The 17,720-nt window shown below is 58.4% G+C and carries 14 protein-coding genes and 1 riboswitch; of the genes, 1 reads left to right on the forward strand and 13 read right to left on the reverse strand.

Annotated features, from left to right (window positions below):
* Positions 1-176 precede the first annotated feature (176 nt).
* From O1Y97_RS02525 to O1Y97_RS02585, 13 genes are all read right to left on the reverse strand, one after another.
* Positions 177-1,562, reverse strand: a complete 1,386-nt coding sequence (locus O1Y97_RS02525) for an L-serine ammonia-lyase (protein ID WP_318762973.1) — start codon at positions 1,560-1,562, stop codon at positions 177-179.
* A gap of 33 nt (positions 1,563-1,595) precedes the next feature.
* Positions 1,596-4,478, reverse strand: coding sequence for an aminomethyl-transferring glycine dehydrogenase (gcvP, locus tag O1Y97_RS02530; RefSeq protein WP_404801301.1), 2,883 nt, complete (start codon positions 4,476-4,478; stop codon positions 1,596-1,598).
* Positions 4,459-4,824, reverse strand: coding sequence for a glycine cleavage system protein GcvH (gene gcvH, locus O1Y97_RS02535; protein WP_318762975.1), 366 nt, complete (start codon positions 4,822-4,824; stop codon positions 4,459-4,461). The genes gcvP and gcvH overlap by 20 nt, the downstream gene beginning before the upstream one ends.
* Positions 4,825-4,835: 11 nt before the next feature.
* On the reverse strand, positions 4,836-5,939 hold the full coding sequence (gcvT, locus tag O1Y97_RS02540) for a glycine cleavage system aminomethyltransferase GcvT (RefSeq protein WP_318762976.1): 1,104 nt from the start codon (positions 5,937-5,939) through the stop codon (positions 4,836-4,838).
* Positions 5,936-6,892 carry a lipoyl synthase gene (gene lipA / locus O1Y97_RS02545; protein WP_318762977.1) on the reverse strand — a complete coding sequence of 319 codons (957 nt, stop codon included), beginning with the start codon at positions 6,890-6,892 and terminating at the stop codon, positions 5,936-5,938. Before lipA ends, gcvT begins: the two co-directional genes overlap by 4 nt.
* A gap of 11 nt (positions 6,893-6,903) precedes the next feature.
* A complete protein-coding gene (lpdA, locus tag O1Y97_RS02550) occupies positions 6,904-8,304 on the reverse strand; it encodes a dihydrolipoyl dehydrogenase (RefSeq protein ID WP_318762978.1) in 1,401 nt (466 codons plus the stop codon).
* Positions 8,301-9,635 carry a serine hydroxymethyltransferase gene (gene glyA, locus O1Y97_RS02555; RefSeq protein WP_318762979.1) on the reverse strand — a complete coding sequence of 445 codons (1,335 nt, stop codon included), beginning with the start codon at positions 9,633-9,635 and terminating at the stop codon, positions 8,301-8,303. The genes lpdA and glyA overlap by 4 nt, the downstream gene beginning before the upstream one ends.
* Positions 9,636-9,730: 95 nt before the next feature.
* Positions 9,731-9,816: riboswitch (glycine riboswitch) on the reverse strand.
* 64 nt (positions 9,817-9,880) lie between these two features.
* Entirely contained in the window at positions 9,881-10,591 is a 711-nt protein-coding gene (locus O1Y97_RS02560; RefSeq protein WP_318762980.1) for an ABC transporter ATP-binding protein, read from the reverse strand.
* Positions 10,592-10,595: 4 nt separating this feature from the next.
* Complete coding sequence (locus O1Y97_RS02565) at positions 10,596-11,705, reverse strand: branched-chain amino acid ABC transporter permease (RefSeq protein ID WP_318762981.1); 1,110 nt, start codon at positions 11,703-11,705, stop codon at positions 10,596-10,598.
* A complete protein-coding gene (locus O1Y97_RS02570) occupies positions 11,702-12,616 on the reverse strand; it encodes a branched-chain amino acid ABC transporter permease (RefSeq protein WP_318762982.1) in 915 nt (304 codons plus the stop codon). Before O1Y97_RS02570 ends, O1Y97_RS02565 begins: the two co-directional genes overlap by 4 nt.
* 9 nt (positions 12,617-12,625) lie before the next feature.
* Positions 12,626-13,405, reverse strand: a complete 780-nt coding sequence (locus O1Y97_RS02575) for an ABC transporter ATP-binding protein (RefSeq protein ID WP_318762983.1) — start codon at positions 13,403-13,405, stop codon at positions 12,626-12,628.
* Between the two features lie 184 nt (positions 13,406-13,589).
* Positions 13,590-14,969, reverse strand: a complete 1,380-nt coding sequence (locus O1Y97_RS02580; protein WP_318762984.1) for a M20/M25/M40 family metallo-hydrolase — start codon at positions 14,967-14,969, stop codon at positions 13,590-13,592.
* A gap of 209 nt (positions 14,970-15,178) precedes the next feature.
* Positions 15,179-15,583 (reverse strand): nuclear transport factor 2 family protein, encoded by a 405-nt coding sequence (locus O1Y97_RS02585; protein ID WP_318762985.1) that lies wholly within the window; start codon positions 15,581-15,583, stop codon positions 15,179-15,181.
* 377 nt (positions 15,584-15,960) lie between these two features.
* Here O1Y97_RS02585 and O1Y97_RS02590 point away from each other — a divergent pair, with 377 nt between their 5' ends.
* Entirely contained in the window at positions 15,961-17,715 is a 1,755-nt protein-coding gene (locus tag O1Y97_RS02590; protein WP_318762986.1) for a hydantoinase B/oxoprolinase family protein, read from the forward strand.
* Positions 17,716-17,720: the final 5 nt, after the last annotated feature.

The raw sequence follows: 17,720 nt of genomic DNA on the forward strand, positions 1-17,720 counted from the left end.
TACCGTTCTTGCAGAATAAATGCGAAACGAGCATCAATTTCTTGCAAATTAATCCTGGATCCAAAAGACGATCATGATGGAAAAAACCCACGTCATCATTGATTAAATTGCGTGAATCCGTATCAATAAACGATATATGATATTATATTTCGATATATTGCCCGATTTTTACTGAATTAACACTCAGGAATATTTACAGCCAGACCGCCAAGGCTTGTCTCCTTGAATTTTGTGTTCATTTCCTCGCCGGTTTGCCGCATCGCCTCTATGCAATTGTCTAGAGGCATGAAATGCGACCCATCCCCTCTCAAGGCAAGAGACGCAGCGGCAACCGCTTTGATCGCTCCGATGCCGTTGCGTTCGATACAGGGGACCTGGACTAGGCCGGAAACCGGGTCGCAAGTCATGCCAAGATGATGCTCAAGTGCAATCTCTGCAGCGTTTTCCACCTGCTCTGGCGTACCGCCAAGGACAGCGCACAGTCCGGCGGCTGCCATCGCCGCCGCCGAGCCGACCTCACCCTGGCAGCCCGCTTCCGCACCCGAGATCGATGCATTGTGTTTGATCAGTCCACCGATTGACGCGGCGGTAAGCAGATACTCTGCTATCCTCGACTGATCAGGACCTATGCAGTGGTCGAGATAGTAGCGAAGAACCGCCGGGACCACCCCAGCCGCGCCATTCGTTGGTGCGGTAACAACCTTGCCTCCAGCCGCGTTTTCCTCATTCACCGCCATCGCGTAGACGCCAATCCAGTCGGACGTGACATGTGGCTGGGTTCGGTTCGAGTTGCGCTCCGTGTTGAGCTGCTCAAATATCTTCCTGGCGCGCCGGTTGACTCCAAGACCGCCAGGCAGAACGCCGTCCAGGGCTAGCCCTCGATCTATGCAACCGTTCATTGTCGCCCATATCCGCGCAATTCCCTTGTCGAGGTCAGCCGGCTGGTGCGTGACTAGCTCATTTTCTCTTTTCATTGCTGAGATTGAAAGGCCGCTCTCCTTGGCCATGCGAACCATGGATAGGGCAGTGTCGAAGGGATATGGCCAGAGAACATCCTGAGGCGCTGGCATAACGTCGCGCACTTGATGTTCGGCTGCCGTTACGACAAAGCCGCCCCCAATGGAATAGAAGGTCTCGGCAAGAAACGAGTTACCCTCTTCGTCTAGCACCTCGAAAACGATGCCGTTGGCGTGGCCCGGCAACGCCGGCCCATACTCAAAAACGATGTCGTTGTCGGGATCGAAGGAAAGCGGCGGAAGCCCAACAAGGCGCAACTCCTTCGAGTGCCGTAGAGCTACCAGTTGCTTCTCTGCCTCGCTGATATCGAGCTCCGCTGGCGTATTGCCGAGCAGCCCGAGGGCGACCGCGCGGTCGGTCGCATGCCCCTTCCCAGTGAAGGCAAGCGAACCGTATAGAGTCACGCGCACTGTCAAGGAAGGGAGGCCTTCTGCGCGCTCCCGAAGCATTTGAATGAACCGACCCGCCGCCGTCATAGGCCCCATAGTGTGGGACGACGACGGGCCGATGCCAATCTTGAATACGTCGAAGATGCTCAGAAACATATTTGCTCCAAAAGTATAGCCTCACTGCAGTTTCTATTCAGCAGCCTCTTCATAGTCTTCCATCGGCGGACAGGTGCAGACCAGGTTTCGGTCGCCGAACGCATTGTCTACGCGATTGACGGGTGGCCAGTACTTGTCGACGCGGAATGCTCCAGGCGGAAAACACCCCTGTTCCCTCGAATACGGCCGCCCCCATTCGCCAACCAGATCTTCTACCGTGTGAGGCGCGTTCTTCAGCGGGTTGTTGTCGCGGTCTATCGCGCCATCTTCGATAGCTTGCGCTTCGGCACGGATCGCAAGCATCGCGGTGATGAAGCGATCGAGCTCGGCCTTTGGTTCGGACTCGGTCGGTTCGATCATGAGCGTGCCCGGCACCGGCCAGCTCATCGTGGGTGCATGGAAGCCGCAATCCATCAGCCGCTTGGCCACGTCCTCGACGCTGACGCCGGAGCTTTCCTTAAGCGCACGGGTATCGACGATGCACTCATGCGCCACCCGTCCGGTCGGTGCGGTGTAGAGGATCGGGTAGGCCCCCTCCAATCGCTTAGCGATGTAGTTGGCATTCAAGATCGCAATCTTGCTTGCTTGAGTCAGCCCGGCACCGCCCATCAGCAGACAGTATGCCCAGGAAATGGTCAGGATCGAGGGCGAGCCGTAGGGTGCAGCCGAGACCGGGCCGGCTTCACCGCCTGTCTCGGGATGCCCCGGCAAATGCGGGATTAGATGCTGCTTGACACCGATCGGGCCCATGCCGGGCCCACCGCCGCCGTGAGGAATGCAGAAGGTCTTGTGCAGGTTGAGATGCGAGACGTCGCCGCCGATTTCGCCTGGGGCCACCAGTCCCACCATGGCGTTCATGTTGGCACCGTCGATGTAAACTTGACCGCCATGCTCGTGGGTGATGTCGCACACGTCGCGCACGGTTTCCTCAAAGACGCCGTGCGTCGAGGGGTAGGTGATCATGCAGGCGGCAAGGTTTGCGCTATGCTCGCGCGCCTTGGCCCTGAAGTCGTCGATGTCGATATCGCCGTTTTCCGCCGACCTAACCGGCACGACGCGCCAGCCCACCATCTGGGCGGAGGCTGGATTGGTGCCGTGAGCTGATGTCGGGATCAGGCAGACGTCCCGGTGTCCTTGCCCACACGCTAGGTGATATCCCCGGATTGCCAGCAGCCCGGCATACTCGCCTTGTGCGCCGGAATTCGGCTGGATCGAAACAGCATCATAGCCGGTGACGTCACAGAGCATGTTCGAGAGATCGGCGATCATCTCGGCATAACCCTGTGCCTGATCGAGCGGAGCGAACGGATGCAAGTTGGCGAATTCCGGCCACGTGACCGGGATCATTTCCACCGTCGCGTTTAGCTTCATCGTGCACGAGCCAAGCGGGATCATCGCCCGGTCCAGCGCCAGATCGCGATCCGCAAGACGCCGCATGTAGCGCGTCATTTCGGCTTCGGCTCGGTTCATATGAAAGATAGGATGCATGAGATAAGTACTCTTGCGCATCAGCGACCCGGGCAGGCGATATTCGCGGGTCTTGGTGCTGTCGTCTTTCATGTTGCCGCCGAAGGCGCGCCACACCGCCTCGATGGTCTCGGGCCGGGTCAGTTCGTCGAGACTGATGCCGACGCGGTCGGTCGAAATCTTGCGAAGGTTGACGTCGTTGGCGACGGCCGCGTTGAGAACGACGCCCTGCATGGCGCCGACCTCAACAGTGATCGTGTCGAAGAAGGCCTCCGGCGAAACCTTGAACCCGAGTTCCTCAAGCCCCTTCGCGAGCCGAACCGTCTTGCGATGGATGCTCTGGGCGATCGCCTGCAAGCCCTCTGGGCCGTGGAAAATGGCGTACATCGCTGCCATGACCGCCAGCAACGCCTGTGCCGTGCAGACATTTGAATTGGCCTTCTCGCGGCGAATATGCTGCTCGCGCGTCTGCAGTGTTAGCCGGTAGGCGCGGTTTCCACGAGCATCGATCGACACGCCGATGATGCGCCCAGGCATCGCCCGTACGAACTCCTGGCGGCAGGCCATGTAGGCAGCGTGCGGTCCTCCGTAGCCGATCGGCACGCCGAAGCGCTGGGTCGAACCGACCGCGATGTCAGCGCCCATTTCGCCCGGCGCCTTCAGCAGCGTCAGCGCCAGCGGATCGGCAGCTACGACGGCAATTGCGCTCGCTTGGTGCAGCGCTTCGATGACCCCGGTCAAATCGCGCACATGGCCGTAAGTACCCGGATATTGGAAGATCGCGCCGAAAACGTCTTGCGGCACCAGTTCGTCGGGGTCGCCAACGACGATCTCGATGTCGAGGGGCTGCGCGCGCGTCTGGATCACCGCAATGGTCTGGGGGTGACAGTTCTCGTCGACGAAAAAGGCCCTGGCTTTCGATTTCGCGCTTCGTTTCGCCATAGTCATCGCCTCTGCCGCCGCAGTCGCTTCGTCAAGCAGCGAAGCATTGGCGATATCGAGACCAGTCAGATCCGAGATCATTGTCTGGAAGTTCAACAAGGCCTCGAGCCTGCCTTGCGAAATCTCGGGCTGGTAAGGCGTATAGGCCGTGTACCAGGCCGGATTCTCCAGGATGTTGCGCAAGATTACAGGCGGCGTAGTCGTACCGTAGTAGCCCTGTCCGATCAGCGAGGTCAGCACGCGGTTCTTGCCCGCCACCTGACGCATGTGATGCAGAGCGTCCCGCTCGGAAAGTGCCGGGCCAAAGGCAAGCGGCTTGGTGCGCCGGATGGTCGAGGGAATGGTCTCTTCGATCAGCGCATCAACACTCGGCAGCCAGAGCGTCTCAAGCATTTCCTCCATTTCGGAAGGCGACGGCCCGATGTGGCGACGGTTGGCGAAATCGTACGGTTCGTATTGTGTCAGTTTGAGTGACATGGGAACCTCCTCAAGCGACAAATGCGGCATAGGCGTCTGCATCCATCAGTCCGCTGACTTCGGCGACATCGGCAAGCTTGACCTTGTAGAGCCAGCCCGCTCCTTCCGGATCGTCATTGAGGATCGAGGTCTGCTCAATCACTGCCTGGTTGGCCTGGATGACTTCGCCCGCCACCGGCGCGTAGATCGGACTCGCGGCCTTGACGCTTTCAATCACTCCAATCTCGTCCGATTTGGCGAAACGTTCACCGGCCGCCCTCAATTCGATGAAAACGACGTCGCCAAGCTGGTCGGCGGCGTGTCTGGTGATGCCCACCACCGCGTGATCGCCGGTGACACGAACCCATTCGTGGTCGTCGGTGTAATAGGTGCTCATCATGGCTCTCCCTAACGCTTGTAGTTGTGCGGAACGAACGGCAGCGACACGACCCTGGCCGGGACGGGGTTGCCTCGAATGACAAGGCTGACGGGCGTGTCTGGGGCGGCATGCGACGCCAGCACGTAGCCGAGCGACACTGGCCCGCCCACAGTCGGCCCAAAGCCTCCCGATGTCACCCCGCCGATGACCGCTCCGGCTCCATCGACGATCTGCGTGTACTCGCGGGCCGGTGCGCGCCCTTCTGGCAATAGGCCGACCAGCTTTCGGGCCGGGCCCGACGCCAGTTCGCGCAGGATACGCTCCTCTCCAGCAAACCCGCCTTCCTCGCGCCGCCGCTTCTGAATAGCCCAGTTGAGCTGGGCCTCGATCGGCGATGTCCGCGTGTCGATGTCGTTGCCATAGAGACAAAGCCCGGCCTCCAGGCGAAGGCTATCACGGGCGCCCAAGCCAGCAGGCTCGCAATCGTCATGGGCAAGCAAAGCGCGCGCCACTTTCTCCGCCTCGCTGGCCGGCATCGAGATTTCGTAGCCGTCCTCTCCGGTATAGCCGAGACGCGATATACGGCACGGAATGCCTGCCAGATCTGCCTTGATCGTCTCCATGAAGCGCAGGTTTCCGGCTCCAGAGCTCAGCGACGCCACCACCGTCTCGGCCTTCGGTCCCTGGATCGCCACCAGTGCGAGATCGGAGCGCTCGACAACCCTGACCCCGGCGAGGTTGGCGCGCAAATGGGCGACATCCTGATCGCGCATCGACGCGTTGACCACCACGAACAGGTGGTCGCCGGCATTGGAAACGATCAGATCGTCAAGAATGCCGCCATTTTGGTTGGTGAACATAGTGTAGCGTGCCTTGCCTAGCGCAAGTCCAACCATGGCGCTCGGCACCAGCCGCTCAAGCTCGGCTGCCGCTCCATCGCCATGCAGTTCGACTTGCCCCATATGCGACACGTCAAACAGCGCGGCTTTGGTGCGGCACGCATTGTGTTCGGCCATGATGCCGGCTGGATATTGGACCGGCATCGCCCAGCCGGCGAAGTCGACGATCTTGCCGCCAAGCTCGACATGCAGGTCGTGGAGCGGTGTTCGTTTTGGCTGTCCCGTCATCGTCATGCTCCATTTGTGTTGGGGTTGCCTTGCTGAGCCAGCCGCGCGGCACGCAATGCGGCGAAGCCTTCATCGGCGTGGTAGGACGAGCGCGTCATTGGGGTGGCCGCGACGGTCAAAAACCCCTTGGCCTTGGCGACGGTCTCGATGCTGCGGAACTCGTCAGGCGTAACAAACCGATCGAGCGGATGATGCCGCGGCGTGGGCTGCAAATACTGGCCCACCGTGAGGAAATCGGTTCCGGCCGTTCTCAGGTCGTCCATGACCTGCAACACTTCCGCAATGCTTTCGCCAAGACCGACCATCAGTCCCGACTTGGTGAAAATGGAAGGCTCGGCCCTTTTCACATCATCGAGCAGCCGGAGACTCTGATAATAGCGCGCGCCTGGACGAACCGTTTGGTAGAGCCGTGGCACCGTTTCGAGATTGTGATTGAACACGTCTGGATTCGCGGCAACGATCTCCTGCCAGGCATCGCCCTTGCGCAGAAAGTCCGGCGTCAGCACTTCAATCGTGGTTTCCGGGCAGACGCCTCTGACCGCCCGGATGGTGGCTGCGATGTGGCCTGCGCCTCCGTCGATGAGGTCGTCGCGATCGACGCTGGTGATCACGACATGACGCAAGCCAAGACTTGCGACCGCTGCCGCCACCCGCATTGGCTCACCAAGGTCGAGCGGGTTCGGCCTGCCGGTAGCGACATTGCAAAAAGCGCAGCCTCGCGTGCAGATCTCGCCCATGATCATCATAGTCGCGTGCTTTTTCGACCAGCACTCGCCGATGTTCGGGCATGCTGCCTCTTCGCAGACGGTGGACACCGCCGCTTCGCGCATGATGCGGCGGGTCTCGAAATACACCGGCGACGTGACTGGCGCCCTGCGGATCCATTCCGGCTTGCGTGGAACCGCGCCGGGCGGCCGCGCAGCTTTTTCGGGATGGCGAACGCGTTTCATGGTGCTCATCGTAGTAAACGTTACGCGTGGATCGCACGGCTGAGCGCTGCCAGGCAGGCCTCTTTCAAAGCTTCGCTCAACGAGGGGTGCGGATGACATGCGCCGGCAACATCTCGAAGCGTCGCCTGGCGTGCGATCGCAACCACGAATTCGGCGATCAGTTCACTCGCATGGGGCCCAACAATGTGCGCACCAAGAATGCGGCCGCTGGCGGCTTCCGCGACGACCTTAACAAGGCCCTCGGTCTCGCCACCCAACCGGGCACGACAGTTCGCCATGAAATTGAACTTGCCGACAGCAATGTCGACGCCTCGAGCGCGCAAATTGTCCTCGGTCGGGCCGACACTCGCGATTTCTGGGCTGGTGTAGACAACAGAAGGAACATTTTCGTAGTCGGGGTGTTCGTTGCCGCCCGCCATCATCTCGACACAGGCGACGCCGTCTTCTTCCGCCTTATGGGCCAGCATCGGTCCCGAAACACAATCGCCAATGGCATAGATGCCTGTGCAGGACGTACGGAACTGCTTATCCACTGCTATGAACCCGCGGGCGTCACATGCCACGCCAAGTCTATCGAGGCCGAGCCCGTCGGTGAATGGACGCCTACCTACTGCGACCAGGACCACATCGGCGGGCAAGCTCTCTTGCGCCCCGGAGGCATGTTGCCGGGTCACGACTTTTAGTTCGTCCACCCCCTTTTCAACCCCAAGAACCTCGCGCCCGAGTGTAAACTTCAGCCTACGTCGTCCGAGGGCCCGCTGCGCCGTGGTAGCGATTTCCCGGTCGATCCCGGGCAGTATCCGGTCAAGAAACTCGACTACGGTGACCTGCGTGCCGAGCCGTGCCCAGACTTGGCCAAGCTCTAAGCCGATCACCCCGGCGCCGATGACGACCATCCTATCTGGCACCGTTTCAAGCGACAGCGCACCTGTGGAGCTGACAATTCTCTTCTCGTCGAACTCGATGCCGGGCAAGGTGATGGGCATCGAACCCGTCGCTATGATGATTGCGTTGGCCTCAAGGGTCAGGTCACCATTCGCACCGACGACAAAGACACGTCCCGGCGCTTCTATCGACGCACGACCGATGATCCGCTCTACTCCATTCTTCTTGAGCAGGAAGTCGATACCCTTGGTAAGATCACCGACGACCTTATCCTTGCGCGTCATCATCGCGGCTAGATTTAGCTCGACACTGCCAACGTCAACGCCATGCTGTGCAAGTTGCGAACGCGCGTCATCGAATTTTTCCGACGACATGAGCAGCGCTTTTGACGGTATGCAGCCCACATTGAGGCAGGTACCTCCAAGTGTCGCGCGCTCGTCGATACAGGCTGTCTTCATACCCAGCTGCGCGGCGCGAATGGACGCGACATAGCCGCCTGGTCCACCGCCGATGACAATAAGGTCATATCCACTCATCGCTCCCCCTCCCCAACTGGATAGATCGGGAACTGCCGACATAATGCCGCGACCTTTTCGCGGGTCGCCGCCTCGACCGATGGGAGCCGGTGTGGATCGCTCGCCAGAGCGTCGAGTACATCGCTAATCAGATGGCCGATCTCCCGAAACTCCTCGGGTGCGAAGCCCCTGCTGCAGCCGGCCGAGGTGCCAAGTCGGATTCCGGACGTAACAGTTGGCTTTTCGGGATCACCAGGAACGCCGTTCTTGTTGCATGTAAAGCCGGCGCGTTCGAGCGACGCCTCGGCCACATTTCCTGTCAATCCCTTGGGCCGCAGGTCGACTAGCATCAGGTGATTATCCGTACCGCCGGAGATTATTTTGCAGCCGCGTTCGCTGATGACTTCCGCCAGCACTCGCGCACTCTCCACCACCCGTTGAATATACTTGGAAAAATCCAGTCTCAGCGCCTCGCCGAAGGCGACCGCTTTAGCGGCGATTACATGCATCAGCGGCCCCCCTTGTAGGCCGGGAAACACTGCGGAGTTGATCTTCTTAGCCATCGCCTCGTCGTTGGTAAGGATCAGGCCGCCACGGGGGCCGCGCAAAGTCTTGTGAGTTGTCGAGGTGACGACATGGGCGTGGTCAAGCGGAGATGGGTGGTGACCTGTGGCGACAAGACCAGCTATATGCGCCATGTCGACCAACAGCCAGGCGCCAACAGACTCCGCGATTTCCCTGAAACGGGCGAAGTCGATCACTCGAGAATAGGCCGAGGCACCCGCGATAATCATTCGCGGCCTTTCACGATCGGCCAATTCAGCCACCTGCTCGTAGTCGATCCGCCCATCCACCTGGCGGACTCCATACTGGGCGGCGCGAAACCATTTCCCTGACATTGCTGGCCGAGCACCGTGGGTCAGGTGGCCGCCGGCATCGAGTGACATGCCAAGTATGGTGTCACCCGGATTCAGCAGGGCCAGCTTCACGGCGCCGTTTGCCTGTGCACCCGAATGCGGCTGCACGTTGGCGAAACGCGCTCCAAACAGCTTTTTTGCCCGCTCGATAGCCTCGCTTTCGATCTCATCGACAAATTCGCAACCGCCATAATAGCGGCGCTCCGGATAACCTTCGGCGTACTTGTTCGTCAGCGCTGTTCCTTGGGCTTGAAGAACCGCGCGGGACACGATGTTTTCCGAAGCGATCAACTCGATCTGCTCGGACTGCCGGCGACACTCCAGCTGCGAGAGCGTAAATATACGAGGATCCGCCTCCGCTAACGCTCGCCTGAACATGTCACCCTCTGCAGGGTGGTCCCACAAGTTTTCAATTCCAGACAAGGTGCGCTCCATCTTTCATTCGGATTGAGTTGCGCCCCTTCTGTATGTTTGCCTGAGAGCGTTATCCCGACGGCGGACGCTATGGCGCGCCTCTCTCCAGAAGCTTGACCTTCACTGCGATTCTTTTGCCTGAGAGTTTCCGGGGCGGTTGCTCCTTCGGCGTCGGAATTCCGATCTCTCTCGCAGAGAACTATTAGATAACTTGAATGCTGCACCTCGATAAATAAAATATGCCTGACATTCATGCCAAAACAAAATCAGTTATTGAACCCAAAATACGCCTTCTCAAGCTCACCGTAATCAACAATTTCAGATGTCGACCGAAAGAAAGAAACGTTTCCATCCCTCAATACAGTGACAGTATCACCAATCTTCTTCACTCTCGTAGTCTGCTGCTCGACGACTATCATCGTCAATCCTTCATCACGCAGCCGAGCCAAGACCTCGTAGACACCGTCAACCACCAGTGGAGCCAACCCGAGTGACGGCTCGTCTATCAGCATCAGTTTTGGTCGCGTCAGCAGCGCGCGAGCAATCGACAGCTGTTGCTGCTCGCCTCCCGACAGCGTTCCCGCCAATTGCCGGTAGCGGCTGCGAAGGATCGGAAAATGGGACAAGACCTGTTCCAGGTCCCCTCGGCCAGCACCTTTCGTCCGCCCGGCAATGAGACCAATCTGTAAGTTCTCTGCCACCGTAAGGCGCGCGAAAACCTGTCGTCCTTCGGGGACTAGCGAACATCCAAGGGCAACGATGTCCTCTGAATTCAATCCTGAGATATGTTTTCCGTCCAGAATTACGACGCCATTTCTGGCTCGCACCGCCCCCGCTATTGCAAGCAGGAGCGTCGATTTGCCCGCGCCGTTTGGACCGACGACAAAATTGACGGTGCCAGCCTCGAAAGCGGCGTTGACGTCATGAATAGCCGGAACCTGGCCGTAGAAGACAGCGACATTCTCAAGCGTGAGCATGGCTTCAGACTCCCATGCGCGCGGCGGGGTTGGCCTTGGTGCCGGCCCCGCTCAGTTCCGCCTCTTTGCGGCCCACAGCGCCACGAAGTAGTCGCTCGACGTCGAATTCGCGTCCCCCTGTAATGCCGTCCCGCTTGAATGTGAGGATAGCGATCATCGTGATGGCCACGCCTATCTGAACCGCTCCGCCCGGCAGTGAGAGGCTGACCTGCCCGAACGAAAAGCCAACCTGGAGCAATTTGAGGATCTCCATGATTACGCTCACCATAATGACGCCGGCTACAGCGCCGGACAAACTGCGCAAACCACCGACCACGATCATCGCCAGCAGCATGAAGGTCAGATCCAGATGATAGGTGGCGACCGAAATCGTGCCCAACAGGTGTCCAAGCATCACACCGGCGCTTCCCGCGAAGAAGGCGCTTGTCGAAAAGGCTATTACGCGGAACTTCAGGATATGCGCGCCACACGCCCGCGCGGCGGTGTGTTCGTCGCGAGACGCCTGCAACATAAGGCCTATGGAGCTGTTCTGCAGCATGTAGGCGACCGTAACGGTAAGTGCCACCCAGACCCAGGCATAGACCGGTGTTATGTATTGCGGCAGCCCGATGACTGTGCTGACGCCCATCGTCACGGAATCCCAATGCCCATAAACGGACTGGAAAATGAATAGAAGCGCGAACGTCGCGACGGCTGCGGCGATACTGTTCAGCCGCATGATCACCAACGCCGCAACAAGCGCGACAACGGCTGCCAGTCCACCGGCCGCTATCGCCGCAGGTATCACCGGGAAGTTCGCCGTCTTTAGAAAATCGGGCAGGCCGTGCATGGTTATTGGCTTCATTGCCACGCAACATGTCTGCCAGGCGCTAGCATAGGCGCCGATGCCCATGAAGGCGACGTGGCCGTAGGAAATGATGCCACTGTTTCCGGAAAACATGTAAATCGCCACGGCGGCAACGATGCGAATATAGATTTCGATCACGGTGGTCGATATCGGACCGGGCGCAACAAATTGCACGATGGCCGCGACCATACCCAAGGGGAGCACAATCGTCGCCGGTAGCAGCCATGTATCTCCCGGTATCGTCGATACAAATCGCGTCGTGCTCATGTGCGTTGCCCCGCGGTAGAGGATGGAATGAGGCCGTTGGGCCTAACAATCAGGATGAGGATCGTGAAAGCAAACAGGAAGGCGTCACGGAATTCCCTCGCTTCGCCAGGCAGATATGCTTGGAGCAATTGGCTGACCATTCCGACGAGAAAGCCGCCCAGAACGGCCCCAACAAGGCTACCCATCCCGCCGATCACGGTTGCGAAGAAAGCGATGATCACCGGCATTACGCCCATGAAGATGTCGAGCGAGCCGGTCTGTGCCACTAGAAGCAAGGCAACTGTCGCGCCGATCAGGCCACTTATCGCGAAACTTCCGGCGATCACGACATTGGCGCGAACACCCAGCAGCCTGGCCATGCGGTAATTTTCCGCCGCTGCCCTGACCTTAATACCGAACTCCGTAAAACGCAGCACTAGAACGAGAATGGTCAGGAAAGCCCCCGTTACACCAAGCGTGACCAGTTGGATGAGTGGGACGCGAAAGGCCATGAAAGTGACCGGCTCACCCAACCAGTTGCCAATGGGGATGGACTTCGGGCGCGTCGAATAGACGGCCATAAGCACATGCTGCAACAGATAGGAGACCGCGAAAGAGGAAATGAGCAAGATTTCCGGCTCAACATTGCGTATCGAACGAAACGCGAAACGTTCGGTGGCCAGCGCCAGCAGCAAGCCGATCGACAAGACTGCAACAAGCATGAGAGCTGCCGGCCAGTTTCCGATGAATAGTACTGGCGTCGCCGCCGCCGACGGCACAATCAGCGCATAGGCCGAATACGTGATATAGTCGCTCTGGGTGAAATTGATCAGCCTGAGAATGCCGAACACCAGTCCGATTGCCAAGGCAACCAAGGCATAGATGCTACCCAACGAAGCACCATCAATTAGGCTCTGGAGGAAATAGTCCATCGGGCACCTTCAGATAGAAATCGGTTCATCGGCCGCTGCGCCGAGGTAGGCCTGTCGCACTTGGACACTCGCGGAAATTTCGGCAGGAGTACCTTCGGCAATCTGTCGGCCGCTCGCGAAAACCAGAATCGAGCTGCAAGCCTTCATGATCACCGACATGTTGTGTTCGATTAGCAGGACACCGCATTGAAATCGGGATGGTATGTTCTGGATGAGGCTTATGAGCGCATCGCAGTCGACGCGACCTAGCCCAGAAGCCGGCTCATCAAGAAGCAAAAAGGTCGGAAAGCCCGCAAGCGCTCTTGCCAGTCCTACTCTCTGTTGCAGGCCGTGTGGCAGAGCTTCTGCTGTCGCGCAGCAGACATGAGCGCAGTCCATCCACTCCAAGATGTCATAGGCATGGTCCCGAGCCCTGGCGCGGCTCAACCCTCGCACCCCGACAGCGGCGGCGGCTACGTTGTCGATGACCGAAAGCTTGGCAAAGAGCCTTCCGGATTGAAACGTCCGCATAATGCCGCGGCGCGCGAACTCCTCCGGAGGATGACCGGTGAGGTCCAGGCCGCCGAGAAGAATTCTTCCTCCAGTTGGCCGCTGGAAACCGGTCATGACGTTTACCGCGGTGGTTTTGCCAGCGCCGTTCGGACCTATGAGACCGGTGACAGATCGGGGCCGCAGCTTCAGCGTGACATCATCAACGGCGACGAGTCCTGCAAATCGCACATCGACATGTTCAAGCGACAAGGATTGACCATCGTCAATCGGCGCAATTTGGTTCGAACTCTGAAGCATGTTCCTACTTTGCCGAATGGACTGGGATTCTTACTGCCCGGGAAAGCCTGGCGCCTGACCAAGGGCCGCACCGGTCGATGTCAGGAGTGGGCCATGTGGGAAGGCCGGCTTCCAATACCCTCTCACCATCACCTATGACGTAGAGGCATCAATTCAGTCTCAATCGCGAGCAGGGGTAGAGTACCTACCGCGACGACAGTTCGTGGAGTATCCGCACCCAGGACGCAGCTCCTTTGCGATAGCTCCTGACGTCATATTTTTCGTTCGGCGCATGAATGCGGTCGTCCTCCTGGCCAAAACCGATCAGCAGCGTGTCCACCCCCAGAATACGCTTGAATTCACTGATGATCGGAATCGACACCCCTGAGCCAATGATGGCAGGATCGCGCCCCCATTCGGCTGCAAGAGCCGAGGCCACAGCGGTAAGATCAGCCGCCTCGGTAAGCACAAACGACCGGGAAGCGTTTTGCCTGACGAACTCCAGCGAACAGTCGACAGGCATCTGCGCTCTCATAAATCGTTCGAATGAAGCCCACACGTGTTCAGGATCCTGGTTTGCTACCAATCTGAAAGAGACTTTCGCGCTGGCCTCGGCGGCGATTACGGTTTTGCCACCTTCACCCTGGTAGCCTCCCGATATGCCGTTCACATCGAAGCTGGGACGCGATTGGATGTGCTCGGCCAGCATGCGATCGGCTTCGCCAATCGACCTTGTCAGACCAACTTTGCCCAAAAAGACGGCCTCATCCAGCCCGAGCCTTGACCAGGCGGCACGCAGATCTTGGGACGGCTCTTCAATCGCATCATAGAAGTTTGGCAGCGCAATCCGACCGTCGACTTGAACCTTCGAAATCAGTTGGCACAGTACGTGAACCGCATTTTGCGCAGCCCCACCGAATAGGCCGGAATGTAGATCACGGTCGGCACAGCGTACAATCATCTCGCCCTGCAATAGACCGCGCAGAGACCTAGTTATCGCGGGCGTATCGCGATCCCACATGTTTGTATCGCATGCCAGGATTAGGTCGCAATCGAGCAGGTCGCGGTTGCGCTCGACGAACTCTGGTAGAAACCTTGACCCTATTTCTTCAGCGCCCTCTATGAGTACCGTCACATCGAGAGGCAGCGTGCCGGTGGTATCGATCCATGCTCTGCAGGCCTCGACAAACGTCATGAATTGGCCTTTGTCGTCGGCGGCGCCTCGGGCCCTGATGGCAGCTCGCCCATCCTCAAGCGTAACAATAACGGGCTCGAATGGATCGCTCTCCCACAACGGCAAGGGATCCACAGGCTGGACGTCGTAGTGACCGTAGAAAAGGATCCGACGTGCGCCCGGCTTTTCTCGTCTTGCGACAACCACCGGATTTCCCGGCGTTTCGTGAAACGAGCAGCTGAAGCCTATGTCGCGCAACTCGCGCGTGATCCAGGACGCCGCCGACCGGCACGCGGCGGCGGCCGCGGGGTCGGTGGAAATGGAAGGAATTCGAAGCCACTCGGACAAACTAGTCAGAGATACAGGGACTCGCCGTTCAAGCGCGTGAAGGGCGTCATCGAGCACAGGCATGGGCCACCAACATGTAAAATTGAAGCGCGGCGCTCCAAATATGCGAAGCTGAGATCCCAGATCTTTTCAGTCTATTGACTGGCACATCGAACGCCTCGGAAGAAACCGGCTATGCAAAAAGCCAATTCTTGGCGACAAAGCGGCATGAGGCCAACCACCCTACAAGGTTTATATGGCTTACATCTAATGCCTAATTAACTCCACCGCTCCTACCGCCATGGTCCTGCGTTGAACATTGCTTCGGTATCTTCGTACGCGTCCCAAAGCTTGATCTTTCCGCTCTCGACGACGAAAAGCCAGTTCCATTTTGCCTGATACTCTTTGCCGGACACGCGCGATGCGCCGTGCTCGGTCCCCGTTACGACAACCAGATTCCCGTCGACAGCCCAAAACGACTGCGTCGCGCCACGAATATCAAGCGCGGCGGGCATTACGACAAAATACTCCTCTAGCTTCTCCTTGCCCGTCCAGCGGCCAGCCCACGGCAAGTGGGATGAACCCGGCATATCGATTGTTCCATCATCCGCGAAAAGCTTAACGATATCGTCCATGCGGCCTGAACCAAGGCAGGCGAAGAACTGCTTGACGATTTCACTCGGAAGAGGTGCTGACATTTGAAATCTCCATTCCCCACACACAGCCTCAGATCAAAAGACAGTGCGCGTTCCAAAGAGTGCGATCACCCGGTGCGCCGGGTTTGATGAGTGTCACCCCCACCAGGGTGACCTCAATTGGGCTCTAGGGCAGATTGCGGGCGGCGCGCCCCAACGTCCAATGCACCCGATGCACTACTATGGCCGCGACGGCATCAATCTACCACCTGAACGCACGTGGCCACCGGCATAGAATAGCGAGCCTGAAAACGGCCCATGCCATATGAAGCTGTCGAGACGGCAATTACCTCCGCGCGGCGGAGATTAATTGCAATTAGGCATTGGTTCTCGGCGCCAAGTGGTTCAGTCTCCTTGGACTGGTTTGCCAGGGGCCAATTATGCATGGAAATCAAAAAACGCGCCGCCCCACTCGGATAGAGCCTTCAATCTCCCCTATTGATCTGGACATTTTCAGGGGGCGGCTGAACGCGATTTCGGACGAGATGGCGATCGTTCTCGCTCGCACGAGCATGAGCCCGGTCATTTACGAAGTTCTCGACTTTTCCTGTGGGATATGCGCGCCAGACGGCAACTTGGTGAGCCAAGCAAACGGCATCACCGCATTCACCGGAATATACGCCAACATTATAAAAGCTATTAGGAAAAAATACGGACACAACATCAGGCCAGGTGATGTTTTTATCACCAATGACCCGTTTGTGGGGCATACTCACACGGCGGACGTCGCAGTCATCAATCCGGTATTTTTCCAAGGTGCCCTGGTGGCTTTTGCCATCTCCATCGCCCACTGGGCTGAATTGGGCGGCACCGTTCCAGGAACGCTTTCGCCAACAGCAACCGAAATCTATCATGAGGGTTTGCGGTTCAATTCGCTCAAGCTTTTCCGCGAGGGCCATCGCGAAGAAAATATTTTCGATCTGATTGAGTCCAATGTTCGTCTGCCCAGCATGACGCTAGGCGATCTCTATGCCGAAATTGCCAGTGTTCGCATTGGAGCGCTGCGACTTCGCGAACTCTGTGAGCGTTACGGTTCACAAAAACTCATCCTGGCCTGTGACGAAATACTGAAGCTCGGCGAGAAAGCAGGACGGCGGGGCGTAATGGCACTGCCGGATGGAACCTATACTGCGCATGACTGGATCGACGGCGACGGAGTTTCCGACGAATCGATTCCTGTCTGTGTAAGCGTCACGATCGAAAAGGATACGATGACCGTGGACTTTTCCGGGTCCGCGCCCGAACGCCGCTCACCCCTGAACTGCACAAAGGGAGCGCTGGAGGCCGCTGTGCGCACCGTCTTCAAGGCCATCGTCGATCCTGGCCGCTTTTCGAATGACGGATGCTTCAGGCCGCTGAAGGTGCTCGTGCCCGCCGCTTCGATATTCTCCGCTCGCCCCCCTTCCCCGACGGGTTGGTATTACGAAGCTACAGCCCATGCGATAGATTTAGTCTGGAAAGCACTGGCGCCAATACTGAGCGACCGCCTCGGAGTAGGCAGTTACCTCAGTCTCTGCGTTTCCTACATCGGTGGTGTCGATCCTGGAACCAATTCGACTTTTGTGGTCGTAGAACCGCATGTCGGCGGCTGGGGCGCCAGGAAAGGTACAGATGGCGAGCATGCGATGATCGCAGTTACCGACGGAGAAACATGCAACTACTCTATCGAATTGTTTGAATCGAAGTATCCGGTCCGTATCAACGAATACTCGTTGAACGTGGCCGAGGCTGCCGGTGCTGGATGCTACCGCGGCGGCCTCGGCACCGTTAGGGAATATGAAATGATGGCCGACGACTGCTTCATGTTTGCCAGTATCGGGAGATCGGTTCACAAGCCATGGGGGTACAAGGGTGGCGACGATGGCTCAGCGAACTTCGTTGAGCTAATCCGAGACGGATCGTTGGAGCGGGCGGCCCGGGTGCCATACACGCCGTTAAGAAAAGGCGACCGATTCCGCGTCTTGACCGGTAGCGGCGGAGGCTATGGAAGCCCACTTGAGCGTGACCACGCGTCTATTAAGGACGATCTGAAGCAGGGGTACGTCGATCGCAAGACCGCTAGGCAGGTATACGGCTATGTTGGCCACGAGACCCGCCATGTCCCTCAAGACACACCCGTCGTGGTGGAGAGATAAACAAC

Source organism: Aminobacter niigataensis (assembly GCF_946995915.1).
In the GTDB taxonomy this organism is placed as follows: domain Bacteria; phylum Pseudomonadota; class Alphaproteobacteria; order Rhizobiales; family Rhizobiaceae; genus Aminobacter; species Aminobacter niigataensis.

Excerpts from the sequence above, each read along its gene's own strand:
- glyA (WP_318762979.1), bottom strand. The coding sequence starts at position 9,635 with ATGGAGCGCACCTTGTCTGGAATTGAAAACTTGTGGGACCACCCTGCA.
- O1Y97_RS02525 (WP_318762973.1), bottom strand. The coding sequence starts at position 1,562 with ATGTTTCTGAGCATCTTCGACGTATTCAAGATTGGCATCGGCCCGTCG.
- gcvP (WP_404801301.1), bottom strand. The coding sequence starts at position 4,478 with ATGCCGCATTTGTCGCTTGAGGAGGTTCCCATGTCACTCAAACTGACA.
- lpdA (WP_318762978.1), bottom strand. The coding sequence starts at position 8,304 with ATGAGTGGATATGACCTTATTGTCATCGGCGGTGGACCAGGCGGCTAT.
- lipA (WP_318762977.1), bottom strand. The coding sequence starts at position 6,892 with ATGAGCACCATGAAACGCGTTCGCCATCCCGAAAAAGCTGCGCGGCCG.
- O1Y97_RS02590 (WP_318762986.1), top strand. The coding sequence starts at position 15,961 with ATGCATGGAAATCAAAAAACGCGCCGCCCCACTCGGATAGAGCCTTCA.
- O1Y97_RS02560 (WP_318762980.1), bottom strand. The coding sequence starts at position 10,591 with ATGCTCACGCTTGAGAATGTCGCTGTCTTCTACGGCCAGGTTCCGGCT.
- gcvH (WP_318762975.1), bottom strand. The coding sequence starts at position 4,824 with ATGAGCACCTATTACACCGACGACCACGAATGGGTTCGTGTCACCGGC.
- O1Y97_RS02575 (WP_318762983.1), bottom strand. The coding sequence starts at position 13,405 with ATGCTTCAGAGTTCGAACCAAATTGCGCCGATTGACGATGGTCAATCC.
- O1Y97_RS02565 (WP_318762981.1), bottom strand. The coding sequence starts at position 11,705 with ATGAGCACGACGCGATTTGTATCGACGATACCGGGAGATACATGGCTG.
- gcvT (WP_318762976.1), bottom strand. The coding sequence starts at position 5,939 with ATGACGATGACGGGACAGCCAAAACGAACACCGCTCCACGACCTGCAT.
- O1Y97_RS02580 (WP_318762984.1), bottom strand. The coding sequence starts at position 14,969 with ATGCCTGTGCTCGATGACGCCCTTCACGCGCTTGAACGGCGAGTCCCT.
- O1Y97_RS02570 (WP_318762982.1), bottom strand. The coding sequence starts at position 12,616 with ATGGACTATTTCCTCCAGAGCCTAATTGATGGTGCTTCGTTGGGTAGC.
- O1Y97_RS02585 (WP_318762985.1), bottom strand. The coding sequence starts at position 15,583 with ATGTCAGCACCTCTTCCGAGTGAAATCGTCAAGCAGTTCTTCGCCTGC.